Raw genomic sequence first — 24,452 nt, 5'->3', positions numbered from 1 at the left:
ATAGGATCGCGGACGCCGGCCGCTCGGGCCGGCGTTCCCGTCCGCAAGGAGTTCGATGAGACGTCTGCGCGTTTCGGTCGGCGCGGCGGCGCTGGCCACGCTCGGGGTGGTCGTGGCGCTGCCGGCCCCGGCCACCGCCGACCCCGGTTCCGGCTGGGTCGGCGGCTGGCTCGGCGACACCACCCTCGGCGGTCCGGCCGCCCCCGCCCGCACCGCCGCGTTCTCGCTCAGCAGCGACGCCGACGCGGTGCACCCGCGCGTCCGCATCGACGTGAGCGGCCTCGCCGGCGTCGCCACCGCCACGTTCCCGGCCGGCTGCGATCGGGCGGGCGCGGTGGCGACCTGCCCGATGCCCGCCGACGCCACCACCGACGAGTTCGGCGGCGTCACCGGCACCGTTCCGATCGTGCTCCGCACGGTGGCCGGTGCGGTCGACGGCACCGCCGGCACGATCGCCTGGGCGACGTTTGCCGACGGCGTCGACGGCGAGGCCCAGCAGGCGGCCGTCACGGTGCGCACCGGGCCGGACGCCGTCGACCTGGTCGACGCGTACGTGGCAGGCGCCGCAACCGGCGACCGGCTGGCCGTGCCGGTGACCCTGGTCAGCGCCGGCGACCAGCCGGTGACCGGCCTGCGGGCCACGTTCCGCTTCCCGGTCGGGCTGGAGCCGGCGGCGTTCCGCAACTGCCGGTACGGCACGGGTGGCCAGCTCAGCACCGTCGTGGTCTGCCACTTCGGCCGTGAGCTGACGCCGGGCGTGCGCTACCAGGTGCCCGGCGGCTTCCCGACCATCGTCGGCCCGGCCGCCATCGGTGACAAGCGCATCGTGCAGACCGTGGTGCCCGAGGCGACCGCCGGCCCGCTGCCCGAGGGCGTGGTGCTGCGACGCCGCCCGGCGGACGCGGCGCTGCGGCTGCGCCCGGTCGGCGACCCGGTCGACGTGCTCGGCCCGGATCAGCAGTCCGCCTCCGGTCAGTATTATCTCCGCGCCGTCCGTGGCGCGTTCGACGTGGTCGCGCTCGGCGCGACCGCCGCCGGGGCACCCGGCGACACGGTGCGGGTCCGGGTCGGCCTGCGCAACGACGGGCCGGGCGTGCCGGACGGCACCGTCTCCGGCGACAGCGCCGCCCGCTTCACGTTCACCCCACCGGCCGGGACGGTGGTGACGAACGCGCCGGAGCACTGTTCGGGCAACGGCGACGAGGAGGACCCGGGCGCGCCGATCACCTGGTACTGCACGGTGCCGGACGGTGTCTTCCCGGCCGGCGACACTTTCCTGGTCGACGTCGACCTGCGGATCGACGGCCCGCTGGGCACGCCCGGCACGGTCGCCCTGCCCTACGGCTACCCCCGGCCCGACGACGACCCGACGAACGACACCGCCCCGGTCGTCATCGGCTGAGCGGGCGACGACGCGACCGCCGGGAGTCGCCCGACTCCCGGCGGTCGATGCCGCGCCCAAGCCAGCACCACACCCAAGCCAGCACCACGCCCAAGCCGGCGCCGCGCTCCGATCGGTGAGGGGCGTGGCGACGCGCGCCACCGGGGAGCCGCCGCCGTCAAGACCCCCGAACGGTGATCGGCCGGACGGCCGAAGACCGAACGGCCCGTCTCCGCCCACGTTCGGCAGTCCGGGCACCCCGACGGGGCCACGACACGCCCCCCGGCGGCCCGCTTCCGCATTGCCTGTTCGGGCCCGCCAACACGAATTCCCGAGAAACGCGTCACCCGTCCGGACCGAGCCACCTGAACAATTCGTACCACCGTGGACAGTCGCCGTCGGGCAAGTAAGTTTTCCGACGTTGCGATGCCCTTCGGCGAATGGTTCGGTCAGTTCACCGAAACAATTCTCACGTGAATTGGCGGGTGACAACGGGCATGGCAACATTCGACCAGAAACACCAGACCGTGCGTGGCAACCAATTCAACGCCGACCGGATCGACCTGAGCGACGCCACGTTCACCGGGCTCCCGGACGACGACCCGACCACGCTCCTCCACCGACTCGACGCCGTCCGCGCCGCCGTCACGCAGGCGACCGAGCGTGGCGTCATCGACCCGGCGGCCGGTACAGCGATCGCCGAGGAGCTGCGGGTCGCCGCCGCGAGCATCGCCCGCGACGACCGGGCGGAGGCGTCGACCCGCGTACGCCGGGCCACCGAGGCGCTTCAGGTCGCGGCGCCCGTGGCGGCCATCGGCGCCGCGCTGGTGACCGTGTGGAACGCGCTCGGCGGGGTCTCCTGATGGCCGGCTACGACCAGCGCAACCAACGGGTCTTCGGCGCACAGATCAACGCCGAAACGGTCATTGCCGGTATGACCACGAGCCCGGGCGAGTTGATGGGCTACGGCCGTCGTGCCATTGCGGAGGGGCTCTATCCGAAGGCGGTCGAGTTCTTCACCGAGGCGATCGCCAAGGGCGCGGCCGGCGCGGACCCGCACTATTATCTGGCGCTCGCACTGCTCGGCGGTCGCAAGCCCAGCCGGATGGGAAGCGGTGCCCAGCGGACCATGGACCAGGTGGACGAACACCTCGGTCGGGCCCTCCGGATCGAGCCGACCGCCGCCCACGTCCGCGCGCTCTGGATCGCGCTCAAACGGGACCACTACGCCGACCGCATCGACCACGGGCCGAGCGTGGAGGAACTCCAGGCCGGCCTCGGCGAGGTGGCCCCGGTGCACGCCGCCGAGATCACCCCCTTCACGGACAGCCGGCAGGACCCGCTCTGGCAGGCCACGCTGGCGGTGGCCCGGGCCGGGATCGAGGCGCGTCGGCCGAACGTGCACCGCTACTTCGTCCGTGTCCCGAATCCACCGCTGCTCGGCACCGCCAAGACGATGATGATCATCGGCGGGGTGCTGGCCGGGCTGGGCCTGATCCTGCTGCTGATCGCGCTGAAGGAGACGGCGCTGTGCTGCCTGGCGGTGCCGCTCGGCATCGGCAGCGCGGTCATGCTGGTCAAGGGCTTCCAGGAGTACACGTCGTTGACGTCGGCCTACCAACGCGACCTGGCCGCCTCGCAGCCCAGGCCGACCGACGAGCAGATGGACCTCTGGCTGTACTTCGACAAGTTCGGCATCAGGGACCACGCGCTGCGCCACCTGGACACCGCCCTGGACGATCTCGTCTGCGAGCCGCAGCTCGTCATCGGGCCGGCGTCCCCCACCCAGCAGGCGCGCGGCCAGGACGGCGTGCTGCGCTTCTCGCGCTACAAGATCGTCATCCTGCTCCTGGGGCAGAGCCGGATCTCGGTGTTCTCCTGCGAGTGGGACTTCATCCGCTGCATCGTGTCGAACACCGACGCGTTCGACTTCCGCTACCGCGACATCACCGGCCTGCGGATGCGGCAACTGCACGGGGTCACCGAGGGCAGCCAGCTCGTGATCAAGGGAGAGGACGGGCGGGACGTCCCGGTCCACTTCAACAAGATCTTCGAAATGATCATCGCGGGCACCGACCGGATCGCCGTCACCATCGACGTCACCGAACAGGGCACCGGCACCGGGCTGCAACCCACCGGGGCCACCGCCACCGAACGACTCATCCGACGCCAACTGGACGAGGCGGGACGCTAGACCGCCGCGGTCGGTACCCCCGGCCGGCCGCGGCCCCGCGTCAGTTGACCCCGGCGTACGAGTGCAGGCCGGTGAAGAAGAAGTTGACCCCGAACAGGTTCATCAGCATGGTCAGGAAGCCCACCACGGCGATCCAGGTGGCCACGTTGCGCTTCACGCTCGGCGTGGCCCGCGCGTGCAGGTAACCGGCGTACACCACCCACGAGATGAACGCCCAGGTCTCCTTCGGGTCCCAGCCCCAGGCGCGACCCCAGGCCGCCTCGGCCCAGATCGCGCCCGCGATGACCGCGAACGTGAAGATCGGGAACGCGAAGGCGTGCGTCGTGAAGGTCAGCCGCTCCAGCCCGGCCGCCGCCGGCAGCCGGCGGGCCAGGGTGTACGGGAAGCTGCGCCGCCCCTGCTCCCAGCCTTCCCGCATCAGGTACGCGGCGGCCGGCACCACGCCCAGCAGGAAGATGCCCGAGGCGAAGATGATCGTCGACACGTGGATGATGAACCAGTACGACTGGAGCGCCGGCATCAGCGGCACGACCTGGACATAGAGCTTCAGCTCGGCGAACGCCAGCAGCAGCACCATCACCAGCGTCAGGAACAGCCCGAGCCGGCGCAACGACGGCTGCTTCCAGAGCACCACGAGCCACGCGGCCACCCCGATCCAGGTGACCGTCAGCACGAACTCGTACATGTTGCCCCAGGGCATCCGCTCGGCGGCGATGCCCCGCGTGACCACCGCGCCCAGGTGCAGCGCGGCGGCGAGCGCGGTGAGCCAGGTGGCGATCCGCCCGGCGAACGCGGCCCGCGCGGCCGAACGGTCGGGACGCGGCGGCGCGACCGGCGCGACCGGCGCGTCTACAGTCCCCCCGGTGCTGCCGACGCCCGCGCCGACCAGCTCGCGGGCCGGGGCGGCCACGGCCACCTTCCGCGCGTTGCCCAGCGCGAACTCCACGGCGTGGCTGATCATCGCGATCAGGTACGTCAGGATCGCGAACGTGACCAGCTGATCCGAGAGTGCGGACATCACTCGTCTCCTTCTCGCGCCCGCCGCTGCTCCGGCCCGCCGCCGCTGACCGCGGCGACGAGCTGCGTGAACTCGTCGGCGAACCCTGGGTGCTCGGTGCGCGGCAGCCCACCGGCCTCCACCAAACTACTACCGCCCGTCGGAGATCCACCGTCGGGGGGCGACACCCGGAACCAGACCCGCCGCCGCCGGGCGAACAGCGAGCCCATCAGCCCGAGCAGCAGCGTGCCGCTGGCCACCAGCAGCAGCGTCTGGCCGGGCGCGTGCCGGATCGCCAGCGTCACGTACGGCCGGGTGCCGACGAACTCCAGCGTGCTGCCGTCGTCCAGGGTCCACGTCTCGCCCGGCCGCAGCAGCTTCGTGCCGATCTGCTTCAGCTTGCCGTTGTCGACCTGCCGCTTGTCGAGTTGGTAGACCGAGCCGGGGATGCCGGCGTCCAGCCCGAGGTTGCCCCGGTAGGCGGTCAGGTTCAGCGCCGGGTCCCGCTCGGCCGGGAACTTCGACGCCACGTACGGCGCGCGGTCCCCGACGGTGGGCAGGTAGAGCCCGTCGAAGGCGACCTGCTGGTCCGGGGCCCGGGTGCCGGTCCTCGGGTCGACGTTCGCGTCCGGGAAGACGGCCACGCCCTCCTCGGTGGCGTTCGGGTCACCGGTGCGCAGGAACGGGTCGTCGCTGGTCTGGCTGGTGCCGAACCGGTCGGTGTACTTCAGCACCGGCGCGTAGCCGTTGCCGAGCAGGTAGACGTTGGCCGCGTCGAGCCGCAGCGGTGAGTTGACCGAGAAGCCGGCGGTGCGGGGCGGGTCACCGGGGGAGTCCACGCTGACCGTGGCCCAGAAGCGGGACGCCTGCCCGGAGTCCAGGTAGTCGGCCTCGAACTTCTCCAGCGTGAGGCAGAACGGCGGCAGGTCGGCGCTGTCCACCCGCGGGCCGAGCGATGCCTCGGCGTACTGCTGGCGGGTGTTGCAGAACGCGTTGTCCGCGCCGGCGACCAGGATGCGGTTGCCGTGCCAGCCGTACCAGGAACCGACCGCGACCCCGAGCAGGACGGCGATCAGCGACGTGTGGAACAGCAGGTTGCCGGTCTCCTTGAGGTAGCCCTTCTCGGCGGAGACCTCGTTGCCACGGACGGTGACCCGCCATCGGCGGCGGCGCAGCACCGCCGCGATCGCCGCCGGGTCGGCGGCGGCCGGGGCCTCCAGCACCGCGTGCTGCGGCAGCCGCTCCAGCCGCTTCGGCGCGGCCGGCGGACGCATCCGCAACGCCCGGACGTGGTCGCGGGTACGCGGCAGGATGCAGCCGATCAGCGAGGTGAACAGCAGCACGTAGATCGCGGAGAACCAGACCGAGCCGAAGACGCCGAACATGCCGATCTGGTCGAGCCGGGGCGCCAGGTCGGGGTGGTCGACGAACCACTTGTCGACGTTCTCCGGGTTGACCCCGCGCTGCGGCAGCACCGAGCCGGGGATGGCGGCGACCGCGAGCAGGAACAGCAGGATCAGCGCGGTACGCATGCTGGTGAGCTGCCGCCACGAGTTGCGCAGCAGGGCCAGCACCGGGTTGACCCGCCGCCGGGGCGCCTCCGCCGGCGGGGTGGCCGGCCGGTCGTCCACGGACGTCATCAGATGCTCACCTCACCCACGCCCACGTGCGTCTGCAACCAGATCACCACGTTCGTCCAGCCGCCGGTGACCAGCGCCAGGCCGATCACGATCAGCAGGGCCCCGCCGACGCGGGTGACCCAGCGGCTGTTGCGCCGGACGGCGCGGAACACCCCGAGCAGGCGTTGGAAGCCCAGCCCGAAGACGACGAACGGTACCCCCAGCCCGAGGCAGTACGCCACGGCGAGCACCACCGCCCGGTCGGCCCGGCCCTCGGTGGCGGCCAGGCCGAGCACCGCGCCGAGCGTCGGCCCGGTGCAGGGCAGCCAACTCAACGCGAAGACCGCGCCGAGCACCGGCGCGCCGAGCAGCCCGGCGGCGGGCAGCGCGCGGATGCGGAACTCGCGCTGCATGCCGGGGAGCACCCCGAGGTAGCCGAGCCCGAGCACCACCACCAGCGCGCCGATGACGATCTCCAGCGTGCGCTCGTACCGGAAGAAGAGCTTGCCGACGCCGGAGAAAAGGATGGCGGTGGAGACGAACACGGCGGTGAAGCCGGCGATGAAGAGCAGCGTGCCGGCGAGCACCCGCCCCTTGACGGCGACCGTGCTGCGGGCCGGCGCCCGCTCCACGACGCCGACGCCGCCAGCGGCGCTGTTAAGAGGGGGCCCCTGCTCTACCGGAGGCGTTAACAGGGGGCCCTTCCTTACACCCTCCAGGTCGGCGCCGGCGAGGCCGGTGACGTACGACAGGTAGCCGGGCATCAGGGGGAGCACGCATGGGGACAGGAAGCTGACCAGGCCGGCCAGTGCCGCCGCGCCCACCGCGAGCAGCAGCGGGCCGGACGCGGCGAGCCGGGCGAACGTCTCGCCCATCAGCGGGAGCCGTTCGGCGCCGGCCGCTCGGCGGCGACCTTCTCCACGATCGGCCGCAGCTCGTCCCGGGTCACCGCGCGGCGGATCACCACCGCGATGCGTCCGTCCCGGTCCAGCACCACGGTCGCCGGGGTGCTGTTCGGCGGGATGTCGAAGTTGAGCGCCTGCCGGCTGGACGGGTCGAAGATGCTCGGGTAGGTGACCCGGCCCTCCTCGAACGCGATCGCCTTGTCCTTGCTGTCCTGCACGTTGATGCCGAGGAACGTCACGCCGGCGCCCTTGGTGGCCTGGTAGGTGGCCTCCAGGTCGTCCGCCTCGGCCCGGCAGGGCGCGCACCAGGAGCCCCAGAAGTTGACCACCACGACCTGCCCACGGTCGCGGGCGACGTCGTAGTTTTCGCCGGTGAGCAGCTCACCGCTCACCTTCGGGGTCTTGGACCGCTGGTCCGGGGCGCAGGTCACGGTGAGCCCGTCGGCCGCGCACCGGCTCTCCTGGCTGCCGGAGGAGCAGCCGACCAGCGCCGTACCGGCGGTGACGGCGGCGAGCAGGGCGGCGGCGAGCCTCCGGGTGAGCATCAGGCCCCCTTGGCCGTCCGGGCGGTCGGCGAGATCGCGATCAGGTGGGCCGCCGGCTCGGAGTAGCCGATGCCGGCGATCCGGGCGCCGTCGAAGTGGAACGAGGTGAGGCTGGCCAGGCCGCACTGCCGGCGGCGCGGGTCGTGCCAGAGCCGCTTGCGCTCGACGTAGCGGCGCAGCGTCCAGATCGGGAGCTGGTGCGAGACGAGCACCGCCTCGCGCCCCTCGGCGGCGACCCGGGCGGCGTGCAGCGCGGCGAACATCCGCTCGGCGATCACCTGGTACGCCTCGCCCCAGGACGGCGTGACCGGGTCGCGCAGCACCCACCAGTTGCGCGGGTCGCGGAACGAGCCGTCCCCCGGGGAGACCTTCTTGCCCTCGAACCAGTTCGCGCTCTCGATCAGCCGCTCGTCGACGCCGACGGAGAGGCCGAACTGCGCCGCGATCGGCTCGGCGGTCTGCTGGGCGCGTTCCAGCGGGCTGGCCACCACGTGCACCACGGTCCGCTCGGCGAGCGCCTGGGCCGCCGCCTTGGCCATCTGCACGCCCAGCTCGGAGAGGCGGAAACCGGGCAGCCGGCCGTAGAGGATGCCGTCCGGGTTGTACACCTCGCCGTGCCGCAGCACGTGCACCACAGTCTCCGCCATTGGCTATACCCCCTTCGTTCGCGACTGCGGGGCTCGCAAACCCGGCTCACTCCTCGCGCTCACTGGGCCCCCTTCGTTCGCGACTGCGGGGCTCGCAAACCCGGCTCACTCCTCGCGCTCACTGGGCCCCGCTTCCCGCCGCTGCCGCCGCCCGCGCCGCCACCGGCAGGGCGGCGGCGATCTGGTCCCACGCGGCGTCGTCGATCGCCGCCGAGACGAACCACGACTCGAACGCGCTCGGCGGAAGGTAGACGCCACCGGCGAGCATCGCGTGGAAGAACGCCTTGAACGCCGACACCTGCTGGGTGCGGGCGCTGTCGTAGTCGCGCACGTCGGCGTCGGTGAAGAAGATCGAGAACATGTTGCCGGCGGTGGAGAGGCGGTGCGGCACGCCGGCCTCGGAAAGCGCCTCGGTGGCGAGCTTGCCCAGCGCGGCGGACGTCTCGTCGAGGCGACGGTAGAGCGCGTCGTCGGCGAGCCGCAGCGTGGCCAGGCCGGCCGCGCAGGCCAGCGGGTTCCCCGACAGCGTGCCGGCCTGGTAGACCGGGCCGGCCGGGGCCAGCTTCGCCATGATCTCCGCGCGCCCGCCGAACGCCGCCGCGGGCAGGCCGCCACCCATGACCTTCCCGTACGTCCACAGGTCGGCGTCGGAGGCGTCGAGGCCGTGCCAGCCGGCGCGGGAGACCCGGAACCCGGTCATCACCTCGTCGACGATGAGCAGCGCGCCGTGCGCGTGGGCGATCCGGGCCAGCGCGGCGTTGAAGCCGTCGCGGGGCGCGATCACGCCCATGTTGCCGGCCGCCGCCTCGGTGATGACCGCCGCGATATGCGGCCCCTCGGCGGCGAAGGCGGCCTCGACCGCGCGCAGGTCGTTGTAGGGCAGCACGATGGTGTCGCCGGCCGCCGCGCCGGTCACGCCGGGCGAGTCGGGCAGCCCGAACGTGGCGACGCCGGAGCCGGCGGCGGCGAGCAGCGCGTCGGAGTGGCCGTGGTAGCAGCCGGCGAACTTGATGATCTTGGCGCGACCGGTGAAGCCGCGGGCCAGCCGGATCGCCGACATGGTCGCCTCGGTGCCGGAGTTGACCAGGCGCACCTGCTCGACCGGCGTCCGCGCGACGATCTCCTCGGCGAGGTCCACCTCGCCCGGGGTCGGGGTGCCGAAGCTGGTGCCCAGCGTGGCGGCCTCGCGCAGCGCCTCCACCACGGCGGGGTGGGCATGGCCGAGGATCAGCGGGCCCCAGGAGCAGACCAGGTCGACGTAGCGCCGCCCGTCGGCGTCGAACAGCCAGGGCCCCTCCCCCCGGACCATGAAGCGTGGGGTGCCGCCGACCGCACGGAACGCACGCACAGGGGAGTTGACCCCGCCGGGCACGAGGGCCTTGGCGCGGTCGAACAGGGCCTCGGAGGCCGGAGCGTCGGCCGGGTAACGGCCGGATCCGGCGGAAAAGGTCTCGGTCACGATGCCCCCATTGTGTCAGCGCCCAACCCCTCCCCCACCAGCACCCCGCCCCGGGCGTTACCCGCCTCACCCCCGTGCGGTTTCACGGAAAGCGTGGCCGTCTCGCATTCCATGGCCACTCTTTCCGTGAACCAGCGTGCGCCCGGAGGCGGGGCGGGTGGGGCGGGAAGCGCTCGACGGGCCCGTTGGTGGGGATCGCGATAGGCTGACCGGGTGGATCGTGCCGAACTGTCCATCACCGTGCACCGGACGGGTGACGAAGCCGTGCTTCGCCTGGCCGGTGAGATCGACATGCTCACGGCCGCCCAGCTCTCCGCGGTGGTCAACGAGGTGCTGGCGGATCCGCCGCCGCGCATCGTGCTCGACCTGGGCGGCGTCACCTTCTGCGACTCACAGGGCCTCGGCACGCTCGTGGTGCTCAGCCGCAAGGCCAGCCACGCCCAGTGCGTGCTGATGCTGAGCAACGTCGGCGACTTCCTGCTCCGCGTCCTCGACATCACCGGCCTCCGCAGCGCCCTGATGATCCGCTGACCCGACCTCCCCGCGATCTTGCGCTTTCGGCCCCACACGTGGGTGGTTCATCCCTTACGTCGGGGCCGAAAGTGCAAGATCAACGGGTCAGGTGATGGGGAGGTCGCGGCGGCGGAAGGTTTGCAGGCCGGTCAGGGTCAGGATTACGGCCAGGACGGTCAGCAGGAACAGCGGGGTGGGGGTCCAGGTGGCGCGCAGCACCTGGGGGGTGTGCGTGAACGGGGACAGGTCCAGCAGCCACTGGTTCAGGTTCAGCACCGCGCCGAGCTGACCGAGCAGCACGCAGAGCGCCAGCACCGCCCACGCGGCCGACGCGAACCGGGGCAGCAGCCCGTGCAGCAGCACGGCCAGCCCGGCCAGCACCCAGGCCGCCGGCGCCTGGGCCAGCCCCGCGCCGAGCATCCGGCCCACCTGCCGGGGCACGTCGCCCACGCTGAAGCCGTACGTGAGGCCGGTGGCCAGGCCGGTCACCGCGAGCACCACCACCGGGCCGAGCAGCGCGAACGCCACGTGCGAGAGCAGCCACGTCGAGCGGCGCGTACCGGTGGCGAGCACCGGTTCGGCGCGACCGGCGGACTCCTCCGCGCGCATCCGCAGCGCCGCCTGGATGCCGTACCCGGCGGCGGCCAGCCCGGCCAGGCTCAGCGTGGCGCCCAGGTAGGCGTCCGCCAGCCCGGACGCCCCGCCGATCCGGGCCATGATCTCCTCCAGCCGCGGGTTGCCCTCCACCGAGCGGCCGGCCGCCTCGGCGGCGCCGCCCAGGATCAGCCCGAGCAGGCCGAACCCGACCGACCACCAGAGGAGCTGCCCCCGGTGCAGCCGCCAGGCCAGGCCGAACGGACCGGACAGCGCCCGATCGGCGGTGGCCGGCCCGAGGCGGGGCGGCAGCAGGCCCGCGCCGAGGTCGCGGCGGACCGAGACCGGGTACGCGAGCGCGGCCAGCAGCACCGTGGCGGCCAGCGGCAGCAGCAGCACCCACCACCGGTCCCCCTCGTACGCCCGCACCCGGGCCGCCCAGCCCAGCGGCGACAGCCAGCTCGGCCAGTCGTTACCGGCGGTGTCCCCGACCAGGCGCAGCGCGAACGCGACGCCGAGGCCGGCGAGGCCGATGCCCCGCGCCCCGCCGGCGGTCTCGGTGAGCTGCGCGGCCAGCCCGCCGAGCGTGGCGAAGACCATCCCGGTCGACGCCGCGGCCAGGCCGTACGCCCAGGAGCCGGCCGCCGGCAGCCCGGTCGAGGCGAGCCCGGCGGCGGTGAGCAGCCCGAGCAGCAGGTCGGCGGCGTACGTGACGAGCAGCGCTGCGGTCAGCCCGGCGTACCGGCCGAGCACGCTGCCGCCGAGCAGCTCCCGCCGGCCGGCCTCCTCCTCGGTGCGGGTGTGCCGGATCACCGTGAGCAGGCTGGCCAGCGCCACGATCACCAGCAGGAACCCGCTGCGCTGGGCGGTCAGCGCGCCGACGCTGTCGCCGTAGACCGGGCCGAGCAGCGCGACGATGGACGGGTTGCGGGCGGTCCCCTCGGTGTACGCGGCCCGCTCGGCGGCGGTGGGGAACAGCTCGAAGAAGCTGGTCGCGTACGACATCGGCAGCACGGCGAGGACCAGCACCCAGAGCGGCAGCAGGACGCGGTCCCGGCGCAGGATCAGCCGGGCCAGGTGACGGGTCCCGGTGAGCGCGCTCATGAGGCGACCTTCTCGGGCGCGGTCTCGTAGTGCCGCAGGAACAGCTCCTCAAGTGTCGGCGGGGTGCTGACCAGGCTGCGGACGCCCAGCTCGGTGAGGCGGCGCAGCGCGGCGTCCAGCGCGGCGGCGTCCACGTCGAAGCGCACCCGGTGCCCGTCCACCCGCAGGTCGTGCACGCCGGGCAGGTCGGCCAGCCCGTCGAGCGGGGCGGTGACCTCGGCGTCGATCGCGGTGCGGTGCAGGTGACGCAGGTCGCCGAGCGTGCCGGACTCCACCGCGCGACCGGCCCGGATGATGGTGACCCGGTCGCAGAGCGCCTCCACCTCGGCCAGGATGTGGCTGGAGAGCAGCACGGTGCGACCGTCGTGGCGGGCCCGGCGGACCCAGTGCTGGAACACCTCCTCCATCAGCGGGTCGAGCCCGGAGGTCGGCTCGTCGAGGATGAGCAGCTCGACGTCGGAGGCGAGCGCGGCCACTAGGCCGACCTTCTGCCGGTTGCCCTTGGAGTAGGTCCGGCCCTTCTTGCGCGGGTCCAGCTCGAACGACTCCAGCAGCTCGGCGCGGCGCCTCGGGTCGAGCCCGCCGCGCATCCGGCCGAGCAGGTCGATCACCTCACCGCCGCTGAGGTTGGGCCAGAGCGTGACGTCGCCGGGCACGTAGGCGAGGCGGCGGTGCAGGGCCACCGCGTCCCGCCAGGGGTCGCCGTCGAGCAGTCGGACGGCCCCCGCGTCCGCCCGCAGCAGGCCGAGCAGCACCCGGATGGTGGTCGACTTGCCAGAGCCGTTGGGGCCCAGGAAGCCGTGCACCTCACCGGTGCGGACGCTCAGGTCGAGTCCGTCGAGCGCCCGGGTCCGGCCGAACGTCTTCACCAGGCCGGACACCTCAATGGTGTTTTCCATACTTCGGAAGCTACGCTCGTTTCAGAAACTTGTGAAGACAGTGAGAGGTGAGAGACGATCACGGAGATGACCGCCGAGGAGAAGACCATGAGCCAGCCCCCCGCGTACGACGAGGAAGAGGTCCACCTCTTCGTCGAGCGGATGGCGATGGCCTTCGCCGACGTGGGCTTCCCCCGGATGGCCGCCCGGGTCCTGTTCACCGTGATGAGCGCCGACGACCCGCTGACCGCCGCCGAGATCGCCGCCCGACTGGGCGTCAGCGCGGCGGCCGTGAGCGGCGCGGTCCGCTACCTCACCCAGTTCGCCATGCTGGTCCGCGAACCGGTGAAGGGCTCCCGGCGCGACCGCTACCGGATGCCGGACAACCCCTGGTACGAGGCGACCATCACCAAGACCAACCTCTACAAGAACTTCATCGACATCGCCGGGGGTGGCGTCGACGCGTTGCGCGGGCGGGGCACGCCGGCCGGCGAACGGGTCGCCGAGATGCGGGACTTCTTCCTCTTCGTACAGGAAGAGGTGGAGTCGCTCGGCGACCGGTGGCGGGCCCGGCGTGCCGCGACCGGGCACGGCGGCCCGGCCGGCGGCTGACCGTTCAGCGGGTGTTGCCCCAGCGGGCCTGCTCCAGCAGGTCCGCCGCCCGCTCCCGGGCCGCCGGGTCGTCGTCGGCGCGCAACAGCGCGGTCGCGGCGTCCACCGCCTCGGCGAGGCGCCGCCACTGGAGGTCCCGCTCCCGCACCAGGTCCGCCTGGGCGGCGAGCTGCCGCGTCTTCACCCACAGCTCGACGAAGACGGTCACCTTGGCCCGCAGCACCCACGGATCGAACGGCTTGGTCAGGTAGTCGACCGCACCGACCGCGTAGCCACGCAGCGCGAGCTGGGCGTCCTTGTCCGCCGCGGTGAGGAAGATGATCGGTACGTGCCGGGTGCGCTCCCGCCGCTTGATGTGGGTGGCGGTCTCGAAGCCGTCCATGTCCGGCATCTGGGCGTCGAGCAGGATCACCGCGAAGTCGTCCACCAGCAACTGCTTGAGCGCGGCCTCACCGCTCTCCACCGCGACCGACTGCACCGGGAGCCCCTGGAGAATGGCCTCCAACGCCATCAGGTTCTCCCGCCGGTCGTCCACCAGCAGCGCCTTGGCCGTCTGCGTCACGCGTTCTCCTCGCCTTTGCTGCGGCCGATCCAGGACGCCATCAGCCCGATCAGCTCGTCCAGGTCCACCGGCTTGGTGATGTAGTCGCTGCCGCCGGCCGCGAGCGCCGACTCCCGGTCGCCGGGCATCGCCTTCGCGGTCAGGAACACGACCGGCAGGTCCGCGAACCGGTGGTTGCGGCGGATCTGCGCGGTCGTCTCGTAGCCGTCCTGATCCGGCATCATCGCGTCCATCAGCACGATGTCCACCTCCGGATGCTCGGCGAGCTGGCGCACCCCGTCCACCCCGTTGTCCGAGTACAACACGGTCATCCCGTGCAGTTCCAACGCGGAGGTCAGCGCGAACACGTTCCGGACGTCGTCGTCGATGATCAGGACGGTCACGCCGTCCAGCCGCCGGGTCGCCGGCGTCTCCTGCGGCTGCGGCAGCTCCATCGGCATGAGCAGCGACGACGGCAGGCCCGCGCGGCTCGGCGACGGCGGCGCGGGCGCCACCACCGCGTCCGGCGCCAGCACATCCGGTACGAAGAGCGTGAACGTCGACCCCTGCCCGGGCGCGGACGACACGGTGATCGTGCCACCGAGCAGGCGGGCCAGGTCCCGGCTGATCGACAGGCCGAGCCCGGTGCCGCCGTAGCGCCGGCTGGTGGTGCCGTCGGCCTGCTGGAACGCCTCGAAGATCAGCGAGAGCTTGTCGTCCGAGACGCCGATCCCGGTGTCGATCACGGTGAATGCGATGACCCGCTGCGCGTTGGTCAGCGCCGGCACGTCGAAGACCGCGTTCTCGGCGGCCGGCCCGATGCGCAGCGTCACCGCGCCGTTGTCGGTGAACTTCACCGCGTTCGACAGCAGGTTGCGCAGGATCTGCTGCAACCGCTGGGCGTCGGTGACCAGAGCCGGCGGCAGTTCCCGGCTGACCCGCACCTGGAAGTCGAGCCCCTTCTCCTCGGCCTGCGGCGCGAACGCCTGCTCGACGTAGCCGCGGATCTCGGCAAACTGGATCTCGGCCGGCTCCACGTCCATCCGGCCCGCCTCGATCTTGGAGAGGTCCAGGATGTCGTCGATCAGCGACAGCAGGTCGGACCCGGCGCCGTGGATGGTCCGGGCGAACTCGATCTGCTTCGCGCTGAGGTTCCGCTCCGGGTTCTCCGCCAGCAACCGCGCCAGCAGCAGCAGCGAGTTCAGCGGCGTCCGCAGCTCGTGGCTCATGTTGGCCAGGAACTCCGACTTGTACGCCGACGCGCGGGTGAGCTGCTGCGCCTTCTCCTCCAGGCCGAGCCGGGCCAGCTCGATCTCCCGGTTCTGCGTCTCGATGTTGGCCTTCTGCTCCGACAGCAGCTTCGCCTTGTCCTCCAGCTCGGCGTTGGTGCGCTGCAACTCCGCCGACTGGTCCTGCATCTCGTGCGCCAGCCGCTGCGACTGCGCCAGCAGCTCCTCCGTACGCCGGTTGGCCTGGATGGTGTTGACCGCGACGCCGATGGTCAGCACCAGCCGCTCCAGGAACGACAGGTGCAGCTCGGAGAAGGTGGTCACGCCGGCGAACTCGATCACGCCGAGCAGCTCCCCCTCGAACAGCACCGGCAGCACCACCAGGTCGGCCGGGGGCGTGTCGGCCAGCCCGGAGCGGACCACCAGCCGGCCGCCCGGCTGCGCCTTGACCCGGATCGTCCGGCGGGACAGCGCGGCCTGCCCGACCAGCCCCTCGCCCGGGCCGAACGTGACGTCGTGGCCCCGGGCCACGTAGCCGTACGAGGCGGTGAGCCGCAGCCGCATGCTGCCCTCGGAGCTGTCCGCCAGGAAGAACGCGCCGAGCTGCGCGTCGACCAGCGGGGTCACCTCCATCATGATCATGCGGCAGACCTCGCCCAGGTCCCGCTGACCCTGGAGCAGGCCACCGATGCGGGCCAGGTTGGAGTCGAGCCAGCCCTGCTCGGCGTTCTTCTTGGTCGTCTCCCGGAGGGTGACGATCATCTGGTTGATGTTGTCCTTCAGCTCGGCGACCTCGCCCTGCGCCTTCACGTTGATCCGCTGGGTCAGGTCGCCCCGGGTCACCGACGTGGAGACCTGCGCGATGGCGCGCAACTGCGTGGTCAGGGTCGAGGCGAGCTGGTTGACGTTCTCGGTGAGGTCGCGCCAGGTGCCGGAGACGCCCTTCACCTGCGCCTGACCGCCCAGCTTGCCCTCGGTGCCCACCTCACGGGCCACCCGCGTCACCTCGTCGGCGAACGACGAGAGCTGGTCCACCATCGTGTTCACGGTGTTCTTCAGCTCCAGGATCTCGCCCTGCGCGTCCACCGTGATCTTCTGACCCAGGTCGCCCCGCGCCACCGCCGTGGTCACCGACGCGATGTTGCGGACCTGACTGGTCAGGTTCGACCCCATCGAGTTCACGTTGTCGGTCAGGTCGCGCCAGGTGCCGGAGACGCCCTTCACCTGCGCCTGACCACCCAGCTTGCCCTCGGTGCCCACCTCACGCGCCACCCGCGTCACCTCGTCCGCGAACGACGAGAGCTGGTCGACCATCGTGTTCACCGTGGACTTCAGCTCCAGGATCTCGCCCTGCGCGTCCACCGTGATCTTCTGCGACAGGTCGCCCTTGGCGACCGCGGTGGAGACCTGGGCGATGTTCCGCACCTGGGCGGTCAGGTTGGACGCCATCGAGTTCACGTTGTCGGTGAGGTCCCGCCAGGTGCCGGCCACGCCGCGTACCTGGGCCTGACCGCCGAGCTTGCCCTCGGTGCCCACCTCACGCGCCACCCGCGTCACCTCGTCCGCGAACGACGAGAGCTGGTCCACCATCGTGTTCACCGTGGACTTCAGCTCCAGGATCTCGCCCCGGGCGTCCACGGTGATCTTCTGCGACAGGTCGCCCTTCGCCACCGCCGTGGTGACCGACGCGATGTTGCGGACCTGGGAGGTCAGGTTCGACGCCATCGAGTTCACGTTGTCGGTCAGGTCGCGCCAGGTGCCGGAGACGCCCTTCACCTGCGCCTGACCACCCAGCTTGCCCTCGGTGCCCACCTCACGCGCCACCCGCGTCACCTCGTCGGCGAACGACGAGAGCTGGTCGACCATCGTGTTCACGGTGTTCTTCAGCTCCAGGATCTCGCCCTGCGCGTCCACCGTGATCTTCTGGCCCAGGTCGCCCTTCGCCACCGCGGTCGACACCTGGGAGATGTTCCGGACCTGGCTGGTCAGGTTGCCGGCGAGCTGGTTGACGTTCTCGGTGAGGTCGCGCCAGGTGCCGGAGACGCCGCGTACCTGGGCCTGGCCGCCGAGCTTGCCCTCGATGCCGACCTCGCGGGCCACCCGCGTCACCTCGTCGGCGAACGACGAGAGCTGGTCCACCATCGTGTTCACGGTGTCCTTCAGCTCCAGGATCTCGCCCTGCGCCGCCACCGTGATCTTCTGACTGAGGTCGCCCTTCGCCACCGCCGTGGAGACCTGGGCGATGTTGCGGACCTGGGAGGTCAGGTTCGACGCCATCGAGTTGACGTTGTCGGTCAGGTCCTTCCACGTGCCGGCCACGCCCGGCACCTGCGCCTGCCCGCCCAGCTTGCCCTCGGTGCCCACCTCACGCGCCACCCGGGTCACCTGCTCGGCGAACAGCCGCAGCGTGTCGGTGAGCGAGTTCATGGTGTCCGCCAGCTCGGCCACCTCGCCGCGCGCGCCGACGGTGATCTTCTGCGACAGGTCACCCTTCGCCACCGCGGTCGCCACCTGGGAGATCGACCGCACCTGGCCGGTCAGGTTCGACGCCATGGTGTTCACCGAGTCGGTGAGGTCTTTCCAGGTGCCGGCGACGCCGCGCACGTCGGCCTGGCCGCCGAGCTTGCCCTCGGTGCCCACCTCACGGGCCACCCGCGTCACCTCGTCGGCGAACGACGAGAGCTGGTCGACCATGGTGTTCACGGTCCGGCCGATCCGCAGGTACTCACCGCGCAGCGGGCGCCCGTCGATCTCCAACGCCATGTGCTGGGACAGGTCGCCGTCGGCCACCGCCACGATGACCCGGGCGATCTCGGTGGCCGGCCGGCCCAGGTCGTCGATCAGCGAGTTGACCGCCCGCTGCCCCTCCGCCCAGGAGCCCTCCAGGCCCTCGTCGTCGAGGCGCTCGGTCAGCCGGCCGTCCCGGCCGACGATCCGGCTGATCCGGCGCAGGTCCAGCTGCTGCCGTTCCTGGAGCGACACCACGTCGTTGAACGCGTCGGCCACCTCGCCGGAGCGCCCCGCCCGACGCGGCAGGCGGACCCGGAGGTCGCCGCGAGCCACCCGCTGCAACGCCTCGACCAGCTCGCCGAGGAGCGCCTCGTGGTCGGTGGCGGACGGATCCGCGCTCACCGACTGTTTCGCCGTGGTCATCATTCCTCGCTCAGCTCGGGGCCCACCGGCTCGTGCCGACACGCGGCCATCCCATCATTCTGCCGCGCGATCCGTCGAGGTCACGGCGGGCGGGGGCGCGTCACGGACGGTATCCGCCCGAGATTCCGGGTTCGGGCGGGGTGGTTGGCAGCCGGGGTGGCGGCGGTAGAGGATACGGAGGTGGCAGCGGATGCGGGGCCGGCCCACGGCGGCGGCGCGGACGAGCACGTCCGCCGCGTCCGCCTCCCCGCCGACCGGCGCACCCCCGCGGCGGCCCGGGCGCTGGTGCGGGCCATGCTCCTCGAAGCCGGCCTGCCCGAACTGCTCAACGAGGCGCTGCTGCTCACCACCGAGCTGACCACCAACGCGGTCGAGCACGCCCGCACCGAACTGGACATCGAGGTCGAGGCCGACCCCGCCGGGTTCACGGTCACCGTCACCGACTTCGCCTCCGGCCCGGTCGACGAACTGGTCGTCGGCGTGCGCAACACCACCGCCGACATCACCGAGGTGGCCGCGCGCGGTCGTGGCCTGCTGCTCGTCGACCACTTCGCCAGCCGGTGGGGCACCACGTACCTCCCGACCGGCAAGGGCGTCTGGTTCCGCCTGGACCGGCCCGGTCGGGGTGGGCCCGCCCGGCTGTCCGCCGCACCGGCCCGGGCCGGCACGGAACGCCCGGACCAGGGCACGCCGAGCGCCGCGGCGATGAGCGAGCTGATGCAGACCACCCCCGACGCGTACGCCGACGATCCGCTGCCCGAGTTCGCCGCCGGGCTCCTGACCCGGGTCGGCGAGATGGTGGGCGCGGCCGGCGGCACGGTCCGACTGGACCGCGGGGACGGGCAGGGCACCCAGGTGTTCGCCCGCTACGGCCGGGCCCCCCGGGAGGGCAACGAGCTGCTGCGCGTCCCGCTCGCCGTGCACCGCCCGTACGCCGGCGAGCTGGAGCTGGACGCGGCGCCCTCGGCGTACGCCCGGCCGCTCGCGGTGCTGGCCGCCGAGCGGCTGTCGCTGCACCTGGAGAACGACCGGCTGCGTCGCGCCGACGTCCGCCGGTCCGCCTGGCTGACCTTCCTCGCCGAGGCGAGCGAGCTGCTCGCCCAGTCGCTCGACGTCGAGCTGACCATGGCGCTCGTGCCGCAGCTCGTGGTGCCCCGGCTCGGCCAGTGGTGCGCGGTGCACACCACCGACGAATGGGGGCGGCTGCGTCTCGCCGCGTCCAGCCACGCCGACGAGGCGATGCTGCCCCACCTGCACCGGGTCCTCGTCGAGGCCGGCCCGGACTCGATCCAGTCCCGGCTGCGCGAGGCGTCCCGCAGCCAGACGCAGGTGCCGCTGGGCGGGCCGATGGAGGGCTTCGCCGTCCCGTTGATCGCCCGCGGGCAGCGGCTCGGCACGCTCGCCGTGGGCCGCCACCAGCGGCACCGGCACGACCCCGACGAGGTCTCGGTGCTGGAGGACGTGGCCCGGCGGGCCGCGCTCGCCATCGAGAACGCCCGCATCCACGCCGAGCGTCGCCGGGTCGCGCAGACGCTCCAGCAGTCGCTGCTGCCGCCGGTGCTGCCGGTGGTCGAGGGCATCGGCTTCGCCGCCGAGTACGTCCCGACCGGCGACGACGCCGAGGTCGGCGGCGACTTCTACGACGTGGTGCCGCTGCCGGACGGTCGCTGGCTGGTGGTGGTCGGGGACGTCTCCGGCAAGGGCGTGCAGGCCGCCGCCGTGACCGGCCTGGTCCGCGACGTGATCCGGGTGCTGGTGGGCGACGGCAAGCCGCTGCCGGAGGTGCTCGGCCGACTCAACGAGACGCTCGTCGAGCGGGGCGGCGGGCGCTACTGCACGCTCGCGCTGGCGGCGGTCACACCCGGCGACGGCGACCAGCTCGACGTCTCCCTGCACCTGGCCGGCCACGACCGGCCGGTGCTGCTGCACGGCGGTGGCGGCGCGACGTTCGTCGGCGCCAGCGGCACCGCGCTCGGCCTGCTCGACGCCATCACCACCCCGACGGCCGAGCTGGCGCTCAAGCCGGGCGACGCGCTCATCTTCTACACCGACGGGGTGACCGAGCGGCGGCGCGGCCGGGAGCTGTTCGGCACCGAGCGGCTGCGTGAGTCCGCGGCGCCGCTGGCCGGCTATTCCGCCGACGTGGTCGCCGCCCGCCTGCGCGCCGCCACCATCGCGTTCTCCGCCGAGCCGCCGCGCGACGACATCGCCGTCCTGGTGCTCCGCAACGACATCCCCTGATCGCCCACGCGGCTCGGGTCAGAGGCCGCCGGGGAGGCGGCCGGGGGCCAGCCGACGGTGCGGATCCAGGTGCGCCTTGGCGCTGCGCAGTCGCGGCAGCGCGGGCAGCTCGCCCCAGAGGTCGACGCTGCGGCGCACCGGGGCCGGCGCCGCCACCACCACGCACCGGCCCTGCCGGGCGATCAGCACGCTGCGGACCGCGGTGAGGATCGAGGCGACCCGCTCGGGTGCCAGCGACCCGGGCAGGGCGGCGTACGCGGAGCCGATCCCGGCGGAGCCGCGCACCGGCATCGGGGTGCCGGCGGCGTCGCGCAGCGCGTAGACCGCGGCGTGCAGGTCGGTGGCGGGCAGGTCGATGCGCAGCGCGGTGTCGCCCGGGGCGAACGGATAACGGCCCCACCACTCGGGCGCGTGGCGGTTGACCACGGCCTCACCGCCGAGCACGGCGGTCAGTCGCTCGGCGCGTCCCGCCACGTCGGACGGGCCGCCCTCCAGCAGCACCACCAGGCTGCCCACCGCCGGCCGCCCGGTGACCGCCGGATGGTCGGGGCGGCCGACCACCGAGGGATGGCTGGCGGGGATCCGGCGGCGGGGCAGGGGGATCGGGACCGGCAGGTCCAGCTCGACGGCCGCCGGATCGACCCCGGCGGCCTGCACCGCGCGGACCAGGTCGGGCAACTCCAGCGGCGACCAGAGCGGGCGGGACACCCAGACCCGGCCGGCCGGTGCCGCGTGCACCCGCATGGTGGCCGAGACCAGCACGCCGAGGCCGCCCTGCGAGCCGCAGAGCAGCCGGGCCACGTCCAGCCCCGGCAGGCCACCGGACCCGAGGACCGCGTCACCACCACCGGCAACCGGGCCGCCGGCACCGAGACCACCACCGGCCGCACCGACGGCGACGAGGCCACCGAGGTCGAAGCCGCCCGTCGGGGCCGCGCGTTCGAGGCGTGCCGTGCCGGACTCGCCGACGCTGACCAGCTCGCCGTCGGCGTCGAGGTAACGCACCCCGACGAGTTGCGCGCACGGGCTGCCGTGCCGGTGGCGCAACGGGCCGGCCTCGTCGGCGGCGAGCACCCCGCCCAGCGTCGCCCCCGGCGAGGGCGCGTCGACCGGGAGCCGCCGGCCGGTGCGGCCCAGCGTGGCCTGGACGGCACGCAGCGGCGTGCCGGCGCCGATCTCGGCCACCGCGGCGTCCCTCGGCTCGTGCCAGACGCCGGCCAGCCGGCCGGTGTCGAGCATGATGTCGACCCGGCCCGGGGCGGCACCCCAGTCGATCTTCGTGCCGGCGCCGCGCGGCACCACGGTCAGGTCGTGCGCCGCCGCCAGCCGGAGCACCTCGGCGGCGGCACGCGGGCCGCCCGGCACGGCCACCCAGCGGGCGGTGCGGCCGGCCACCTCGTCGGCCGGGCCGGCGAAACGGGCGAACGGACGGCCGCAGATCTCGGCCAGCTTCCGGGTGATCTCAAGGGCTCCGGGTCGGTCGGTGGAACGCGCAGCAGCCGCCATGGCGGCAATCGTACACATGTTCGAAAATGCTGGCGGCGCGTCGCGGGCTTCGCGCGGCGCGGAGCCCGGCGGCGGTCCGCCGAGCGGTAACGTGACGCCGTGACCACGACCCCACAGCCCACGGCGAAGCGCGTTCCGGCCGAGCGGACCCACCACGGTGACACCGTCGTCGACGAGTACGCCTGGCTCGCCGCCAAGGACGACCCGGAGACGATCGCCTACCTGGAGGCCGAGAACGCCTACACCGAGGCGCGCACCGCCCACCTGGCCGGGCTGCGGGCCGAGCTGTTCGAGGAGACGCGCCGACGCACCCAGGAGACCGACCTGTCGGTGCCGACCCGCAAGGACGGCCACTGGTACTACACCCGCACGGTCGAGGGGCAGCAGTACGGCGTGCGCTGCCGGCGTGCCGTCCGCCCCGGTGAGACCACGCCCCCGGTCAGCGCGGACGGCGCCCCGCTCGACGGCGAGGAGGTGCTGCTCGACGGCAACCAGCTCGCCGAGGGGCACGACTTCTTCTCGCTCGGCGCGTTCGACGTGAGCCCGGACGGTCGCTGGCTGGCCTACTCCACCGACTTCTCCGGCGACGAGCGGTTCACGCTGCGGATCAAGGACCTGTCCACCGGCGAGCTGCTGCCCGACGAGGTGCCCGACACGTTCTACGGCACGGCGTGGTCCGGCGACGCCTCCACGCTGTTCTACGTCACAGTGGACGACGCGTGGCGGCCGAACCGGGTGTGGCGGCACACCGTCGGCACCGGCCCGGGCGAGGACGTGGTGGTCCACCAGGAGGACGACGAGCGGTTCTGGGTGGGCGTCGAGCTGACCCGCTCCGAGCGCTTCGTGGTCATCGACATCCACAGCAAGATCACCAGCGAGGTCCGGGTCATCCCGGCGGCCAACCCCACCGGCGAGCCGGCGATCGTGGCCCCACGGCGGCAGGGCGTCGAGTACGCGGTCGAGCACCACGGCCACCGCTTCCTGATCCTGCACAACGACGGCGCGGAGGACTTCGCGCTGGCGTACACCTCGGCCGACGCGCCGGGTGACTGGACGCCGCTGATCCCGCACACGCCGGGCACCCGGCTGGAGTCGGTCGACGCGTTCGAGAACCATCTCGTGGTCTCGCTGCGCGGCAACGGGCTCACCGGGCTGCGGGTGGTGCCGGTCGGCAGCGACGACAGCTGGGACATCGACTTCCCCGAGCCGATCTACAGCGTCGGGCTGGACGCGAACCCGGAATACCGCACCGGCGCGATCCGACTGCGCTACGCCTCGCTGGTCACGCCCGAGTCGATCTACGACTACGACCTGACCGGCCGCGAGCTGACGCTGCTGCGACGCAAGCCGGTACGCCCCGGCCCGGACGGGCGGGCGTACGACCCGGCCGACTACGAGCAGCACCGGGACTGGGCGCTGGCCGACGACGGCACCCGGGTGCCGATCTCCCTGGTCTGCCGCCGGGACACCCCGCGCGACGGTTCCGCGCCGGCGGTCATCTACGGCTACGGCTCGTACGAGGCCAGCATGGACCCGTGGTTCTCGATCGCCCGGCTGAGCCTGCTCGACCGTGGCGTCATCTTCGCGGTCGCGCACATCCGCGGCGGTGGCGAACTGGGCCGCCGTTGGTACGACGAGGGCAAGCTGCTGGCCAAGAAGAACACGTTCACCGACTTCGTGGCCTGCGCCCGACACCTGGTCAAGGCCGGCTGGACGGCGAGCGACCGGCTGGTCGCCCGGGGCGCCTCGGCCGGCGGCCTGCTGATGGGCGCGGTGGCCAACCTGGCCCCGGACGCGTTCGCCGGGATCGTCGCGCAGGTGCCGTTCGTGGACGCGCTCTCCTCGATCCTCGACCCGTCGCTGCCGCTGACGGTCACCGAGTGGGAGGAGTGGGGCAACCCGCTGGACGACCCCGAGGTCTACGCGTACATGAAGTCGTACACCCCGTACGAGAACGTGACCTCGGCCGACTACCCGGCGATCCTGGCGGTGACCAGCCTCAACGACACCCGGGTGCTGTACCACGAGCCGGCCAAGTGGATCGCCCGGCTGCGCGCGCTCGCCCCGCAGGGCGACTACCTGCTCAAGACCGAGATGGGCGCCGGCCACGGCGGGCCCAGCGGCCGGTACGACTCCTGGCGCGAGGAGGCGTTCGTCAACGCGTGGACGCTGGACCGCCTCGGCCTCGGGTGAGCGGGGAAGATCAGCCGGCGGCGCGACGCGGGCCGACCTGGCTGATCCTCGCGGTGGTCGCCGCCGCGCTGGTGGTCTGCTGCTGCTCGACCGCGATCGGCCTGGCCGTCGCCGGCTCCGCCGGCCTGCTCGGCCGCTGAC

The 24,452-nt window shown here is 72.8% G+C and carries 19 protein-coding genes; 8 read left to right on the top strand and 11 right to left on the bottom strand.

The window, feature by feature from the left end; genetic code table 11:
- Positions 1-55: 55 nt before the first annotated feature.
- From ACZ6O5_RS19735 to ACZ6O5_RS19725, 3 genes are all read left to right on the top strand, one after another.
- Positions 56-1,402, top strand: a complete 1,347-nt coding sequence (locus tag ACZ6O5_RS19735; RefSeq protein WP_465978950.1) for a hypothetical protein — start codon at positions 56-58, stop codon at positions 1,400-1,402.
- A 476-nt stretch (positions 1,403-1,878) separates the two neighbouring features.
- A complete protein-coding gene (locus tag ACZ6O5_RS19730) occupies positions 1,879-2,244 on the top strand; it encodes a hypothetical protein (RefSeq protein ID WP_465978948.1) in 366 nt (121 codons plus the stop codon).
- The gene (locus tag ACZ6O5_RS19725; RefSeq protein ID WP_465978946.1) at positions 2,244-3,575 is read left to right on the top strand and encodes a hypothetical protein; all 1,332 of its coding nucleotides are present in this window, start codon (positions 2,244-2,246) and stop codon (positions 3,573-3,575) included. Before ACZ6O5_RS19730 ends, ACZ6O5_RS19725 begins: the two co-directional genes overlap by 1 nt.
- Before the next feature lie 40 nt (positions 3,576-3,615).
- Here the strand turns inward: ACZ6O5_RS19725 and ccsB are convergent, their stop codons facing one another.
- From ccsB to hemL, 6 genes are all read right to left on the bottom strand, one after another.
- The gene (gene ccsB / locus ACZ6O5_RS19720; RefSeq protein ID WP_465978944.1) at positions 3,616-4,593 is read right to left on the bottom strand and encodes a c-type cytochrome biogenesis protein CcsB; all 978 of its coding nucleotides are present in this window, start codon (positions 4,591-4,593) and stop codon (positions 3,616-3,618) included.
- Complete coding sequence (gene resB / locus ACZ6O5_RS19715; RefSeq protein WP_465978942.1) at positions 4,593-6,212, bottom strand: cytochrome c biogenesis protein ResB; 1,620 nt, start codon at positions 6,210-6,212, stop codon at positions 4,593-4,595. The genes ccsB and resB overlap by 1 nt, the downstream gene beginning before the upstream one ends.
- Complete coding sequence (locus ACZ6O5_RS19710) at positions 6,212-7,066, bottom strand: cytochrome c biogenesis CcdA family protein (RefSeq protein WP_465978940.1); 855 nt, start codon at positions 7,064-7,066, stop codon at positions 6,212-6,214. The genes resB and ACZ6O5_RS19710 overlap by 1 nt, the downstream gene beginning before the upstream one ends.
- Positions 7,066-7,641, bottom strand: coding sequence for a TlpA family protein disulfide reductase (locus ACZ6O5_RS19705; protein WP_465978938.1), 576 nt, complete (start codon positions 7,639-7,641; stop codon positions 7,066-7,068). The genes ACZ6O5_RS19710 and ACZ6O5_RS19705 overlap by 1 nt, the downstream gene beginning before the upstream one ends.
- The gene (locus ACZ6O5_RS19700) at positions 7,641-8,288 is read right to left on the bottom strand and encodes a histidine phosphatase family protein (RefSeq protein WP_281943686.1); all 648 of its coding nucleotides are present in this window, start codon (positions 8,286-8,288) and stop codon (positions 7,641-7,643) included. Before ACZ6O5_RS19700 ends, ACZ6O5_RS19705 begins: the two co-directional genes overlap by 1 nt.
- Before the next feature lie 118 nt (positions 8,289-8,406).
- On the bottom strand, positions 8,407-9,747 hold the full coding sequence (hemL, locus tag ACZ6O5_RS19695; RefSeq protein ID WP_465978936.1) for a glutamate-1-semialdehyde 2,1-aminomutase: 1,341 nt from the start codon (positions 9,745-9,747) through the stop codon (positions 8,407-8,409).
- 213 nt (positions 9,748-9,960) lie between these two features.
- On the opposite strand from hemL, the gene ACZ6O5_RS19690 reads away from it, so the two are divergent.
- Positions 9,961-10,278, top strand: a complete 318-nt coding sequence (locus tag ACZ6O5_RS19690; protein ID WP_465978934.1) for an STAS domain-containing protein — start codon at positions 9,961-9,963, stop codon at positions 10,276-10,278.
- A gap of 87 nt (positions 10,279-10,365) precedes the next feature.
- Here ACZ6O5_RS19690 and ACZ6O5_RS19685 read toward each other — a convergent pair whose 3' ends face one another.
- Together ACZ6O5_RS19685 and ACZ6O5_RS19680 are read right to left on the bottom strand one after the other, a co-directional pair.
- Entirely contained in the window at positions 10,366-11,958 is a 1,593-nt protein-coding gene (locus ACZ6O5_RS19685; protein WP_465978932.1) for an ABC transporter permease, read from the bottom strand.
- Positions 11,955-12,857 (bottom strand): ABC transporter ATP-binding protein, encoded by a 903-nt coding sequence (locus tag ACZ6O5_RS19680; protein WP_281943694.1) that lies wholly within the window; start codon positions 12,855-12,857, stop codon positions 11,955-11,957. Before ACZ6O5_RS19680 ends, ACZ6O5_RS19685 begins: the two co-directional genes overlap by 4 nt.
- A gap of 87 nt (positions 12,858-12,944) precedes the next feature.
- Here ACZ6O5_RS19680 and ACZ6O5_RS19675 point away from each other — a divergent pair, with 87 nt between their 5' ends.
- Positions 12,945-13,448: a GbsR/MarR family transcriptional regulator gene (locus ACZ6O5_RS19675; RefSeq protein ID WP_465978930.1), complete on the top strand. Its 504-nt coding sequence runs from the start codon at positions 12,945-12,947 to the stop codon at positions 13,446-13,448.
- A 4-nt stretch (positions 13,449-13,452) separates the two neighbouring features.
- On the opposite strand, the gene ACZ6O5_RS19670 is transcribed toward ACZ6O5_RS19675, so the two are convergent.
- Both ACZ6O5_RS19670 and ACZ6O5_RS19665 read right to left on the bottom strand, forming a co-directional pair.
- Positions 13,453-14,010: a response regulator gene (locus ACZ6O5_RS19670; RefSeq protein ID WP_465978928.1), complete on the bottom strand. Its 558-nt coding sequence runs from the start codon at positions 14,008-14,010 to the stop codon at positions 13,453-13,455.
- Positions 14,007-18,371 carry a HAMP domain-containing protein gene (locus ACZ6O5_RS19665; protein WP_465978926.1) on the bottom strand — a complete coding sequence of 1,455 codons (4,365 nt, stop codon included), beginning with the start codon at positions 18,369-18,371 and terminating at the stop codon, positions 14,007-14,009. Before ACZ6O5_RS19665 ends, ACZ6O5_RS19670 begins: the two co-directional genes overlap by 4 nt.
- Positions 18,372-18,551: 180 nt before the next feature.
- Here ACZ6O5_RS19665 and ACZ6O5_RS19660 point away from each other — a divergent pair, with 180 nt between their 5' ends.
- Positions 18,552-20,612: a SpoIIE family protein phosphatase gene (locus ACZ6O5_RS19660; protein ID WP_465978924.1), complete on the top strand. Its 2,061-nt coding sequence runs from the start codon at positions 18,552-18,554 to the stop codon at positions 20,610-20,612.
- An 18-nt stretch (positions 20,613-20,630) separates the two neighbouring features.
- Here ACZ6O5_RS19660 and ACZ6O5_RS19655 read toward each other — a convergent pair whose 3' ends face one another.
- Positions 20,631-22,118, bottom strand: coding sequence for an FAD-binding oxidoreductase (locus ACZ6O5_RS19655; protein ID WP_465978922.1), 1,488 nt, complete (start codon positions 22,116-22,118; stop codon positions 20,631-20,633).
- A gap of 99 nt (positions 22,119-22,217) precedes the next feature.
- Here ACZ6O5_RS19655 and ACZ6O5_RS19650 point away from each other — a divergent pair, with 99 nt between their 5' ends.
- Both ACZ6O5_RS19650 and ACZ6O5_RS19645 read left to right on the top strand, forming a co-directional pair.
- Positions 22,218-24,311, top strand: coding sequence for a S9 family peptidase (locus ACZ6O5_RS19650; protein ID WP_465978920.1), 2,094 nt, complete (start codon positions 22,218-22,220; stop codon positions 24,309-24,311).
- Positions 24,308-24,451 carry a hypothetical protein gene (locus tag ACZ6O5_RS19645; RefSeq protein ID WP_465978918.1) on the top strand — a complete coding sequence of 48 codons (144 nt, stop codon included), beginning with the start codon at positions 24,308-24,310 and terminating at the stop codon, positions 24,449-24,451. The genes ACZ6O5_RS19650 and ACZ6O5_RS19645 overlap by 4 nt, the downstream gene beginning before the upstream one ends.
- Position 24,452 lies beyond the last annotated feature (1 nt).

The organism is Micromonospora sp. NPDC049201 (genome assembly GCF_055586805.1).
Note: the sequence above shows the minus strand (reverse complement) of the source record. Positions and strands in the feature narration are given on the sequence as shown.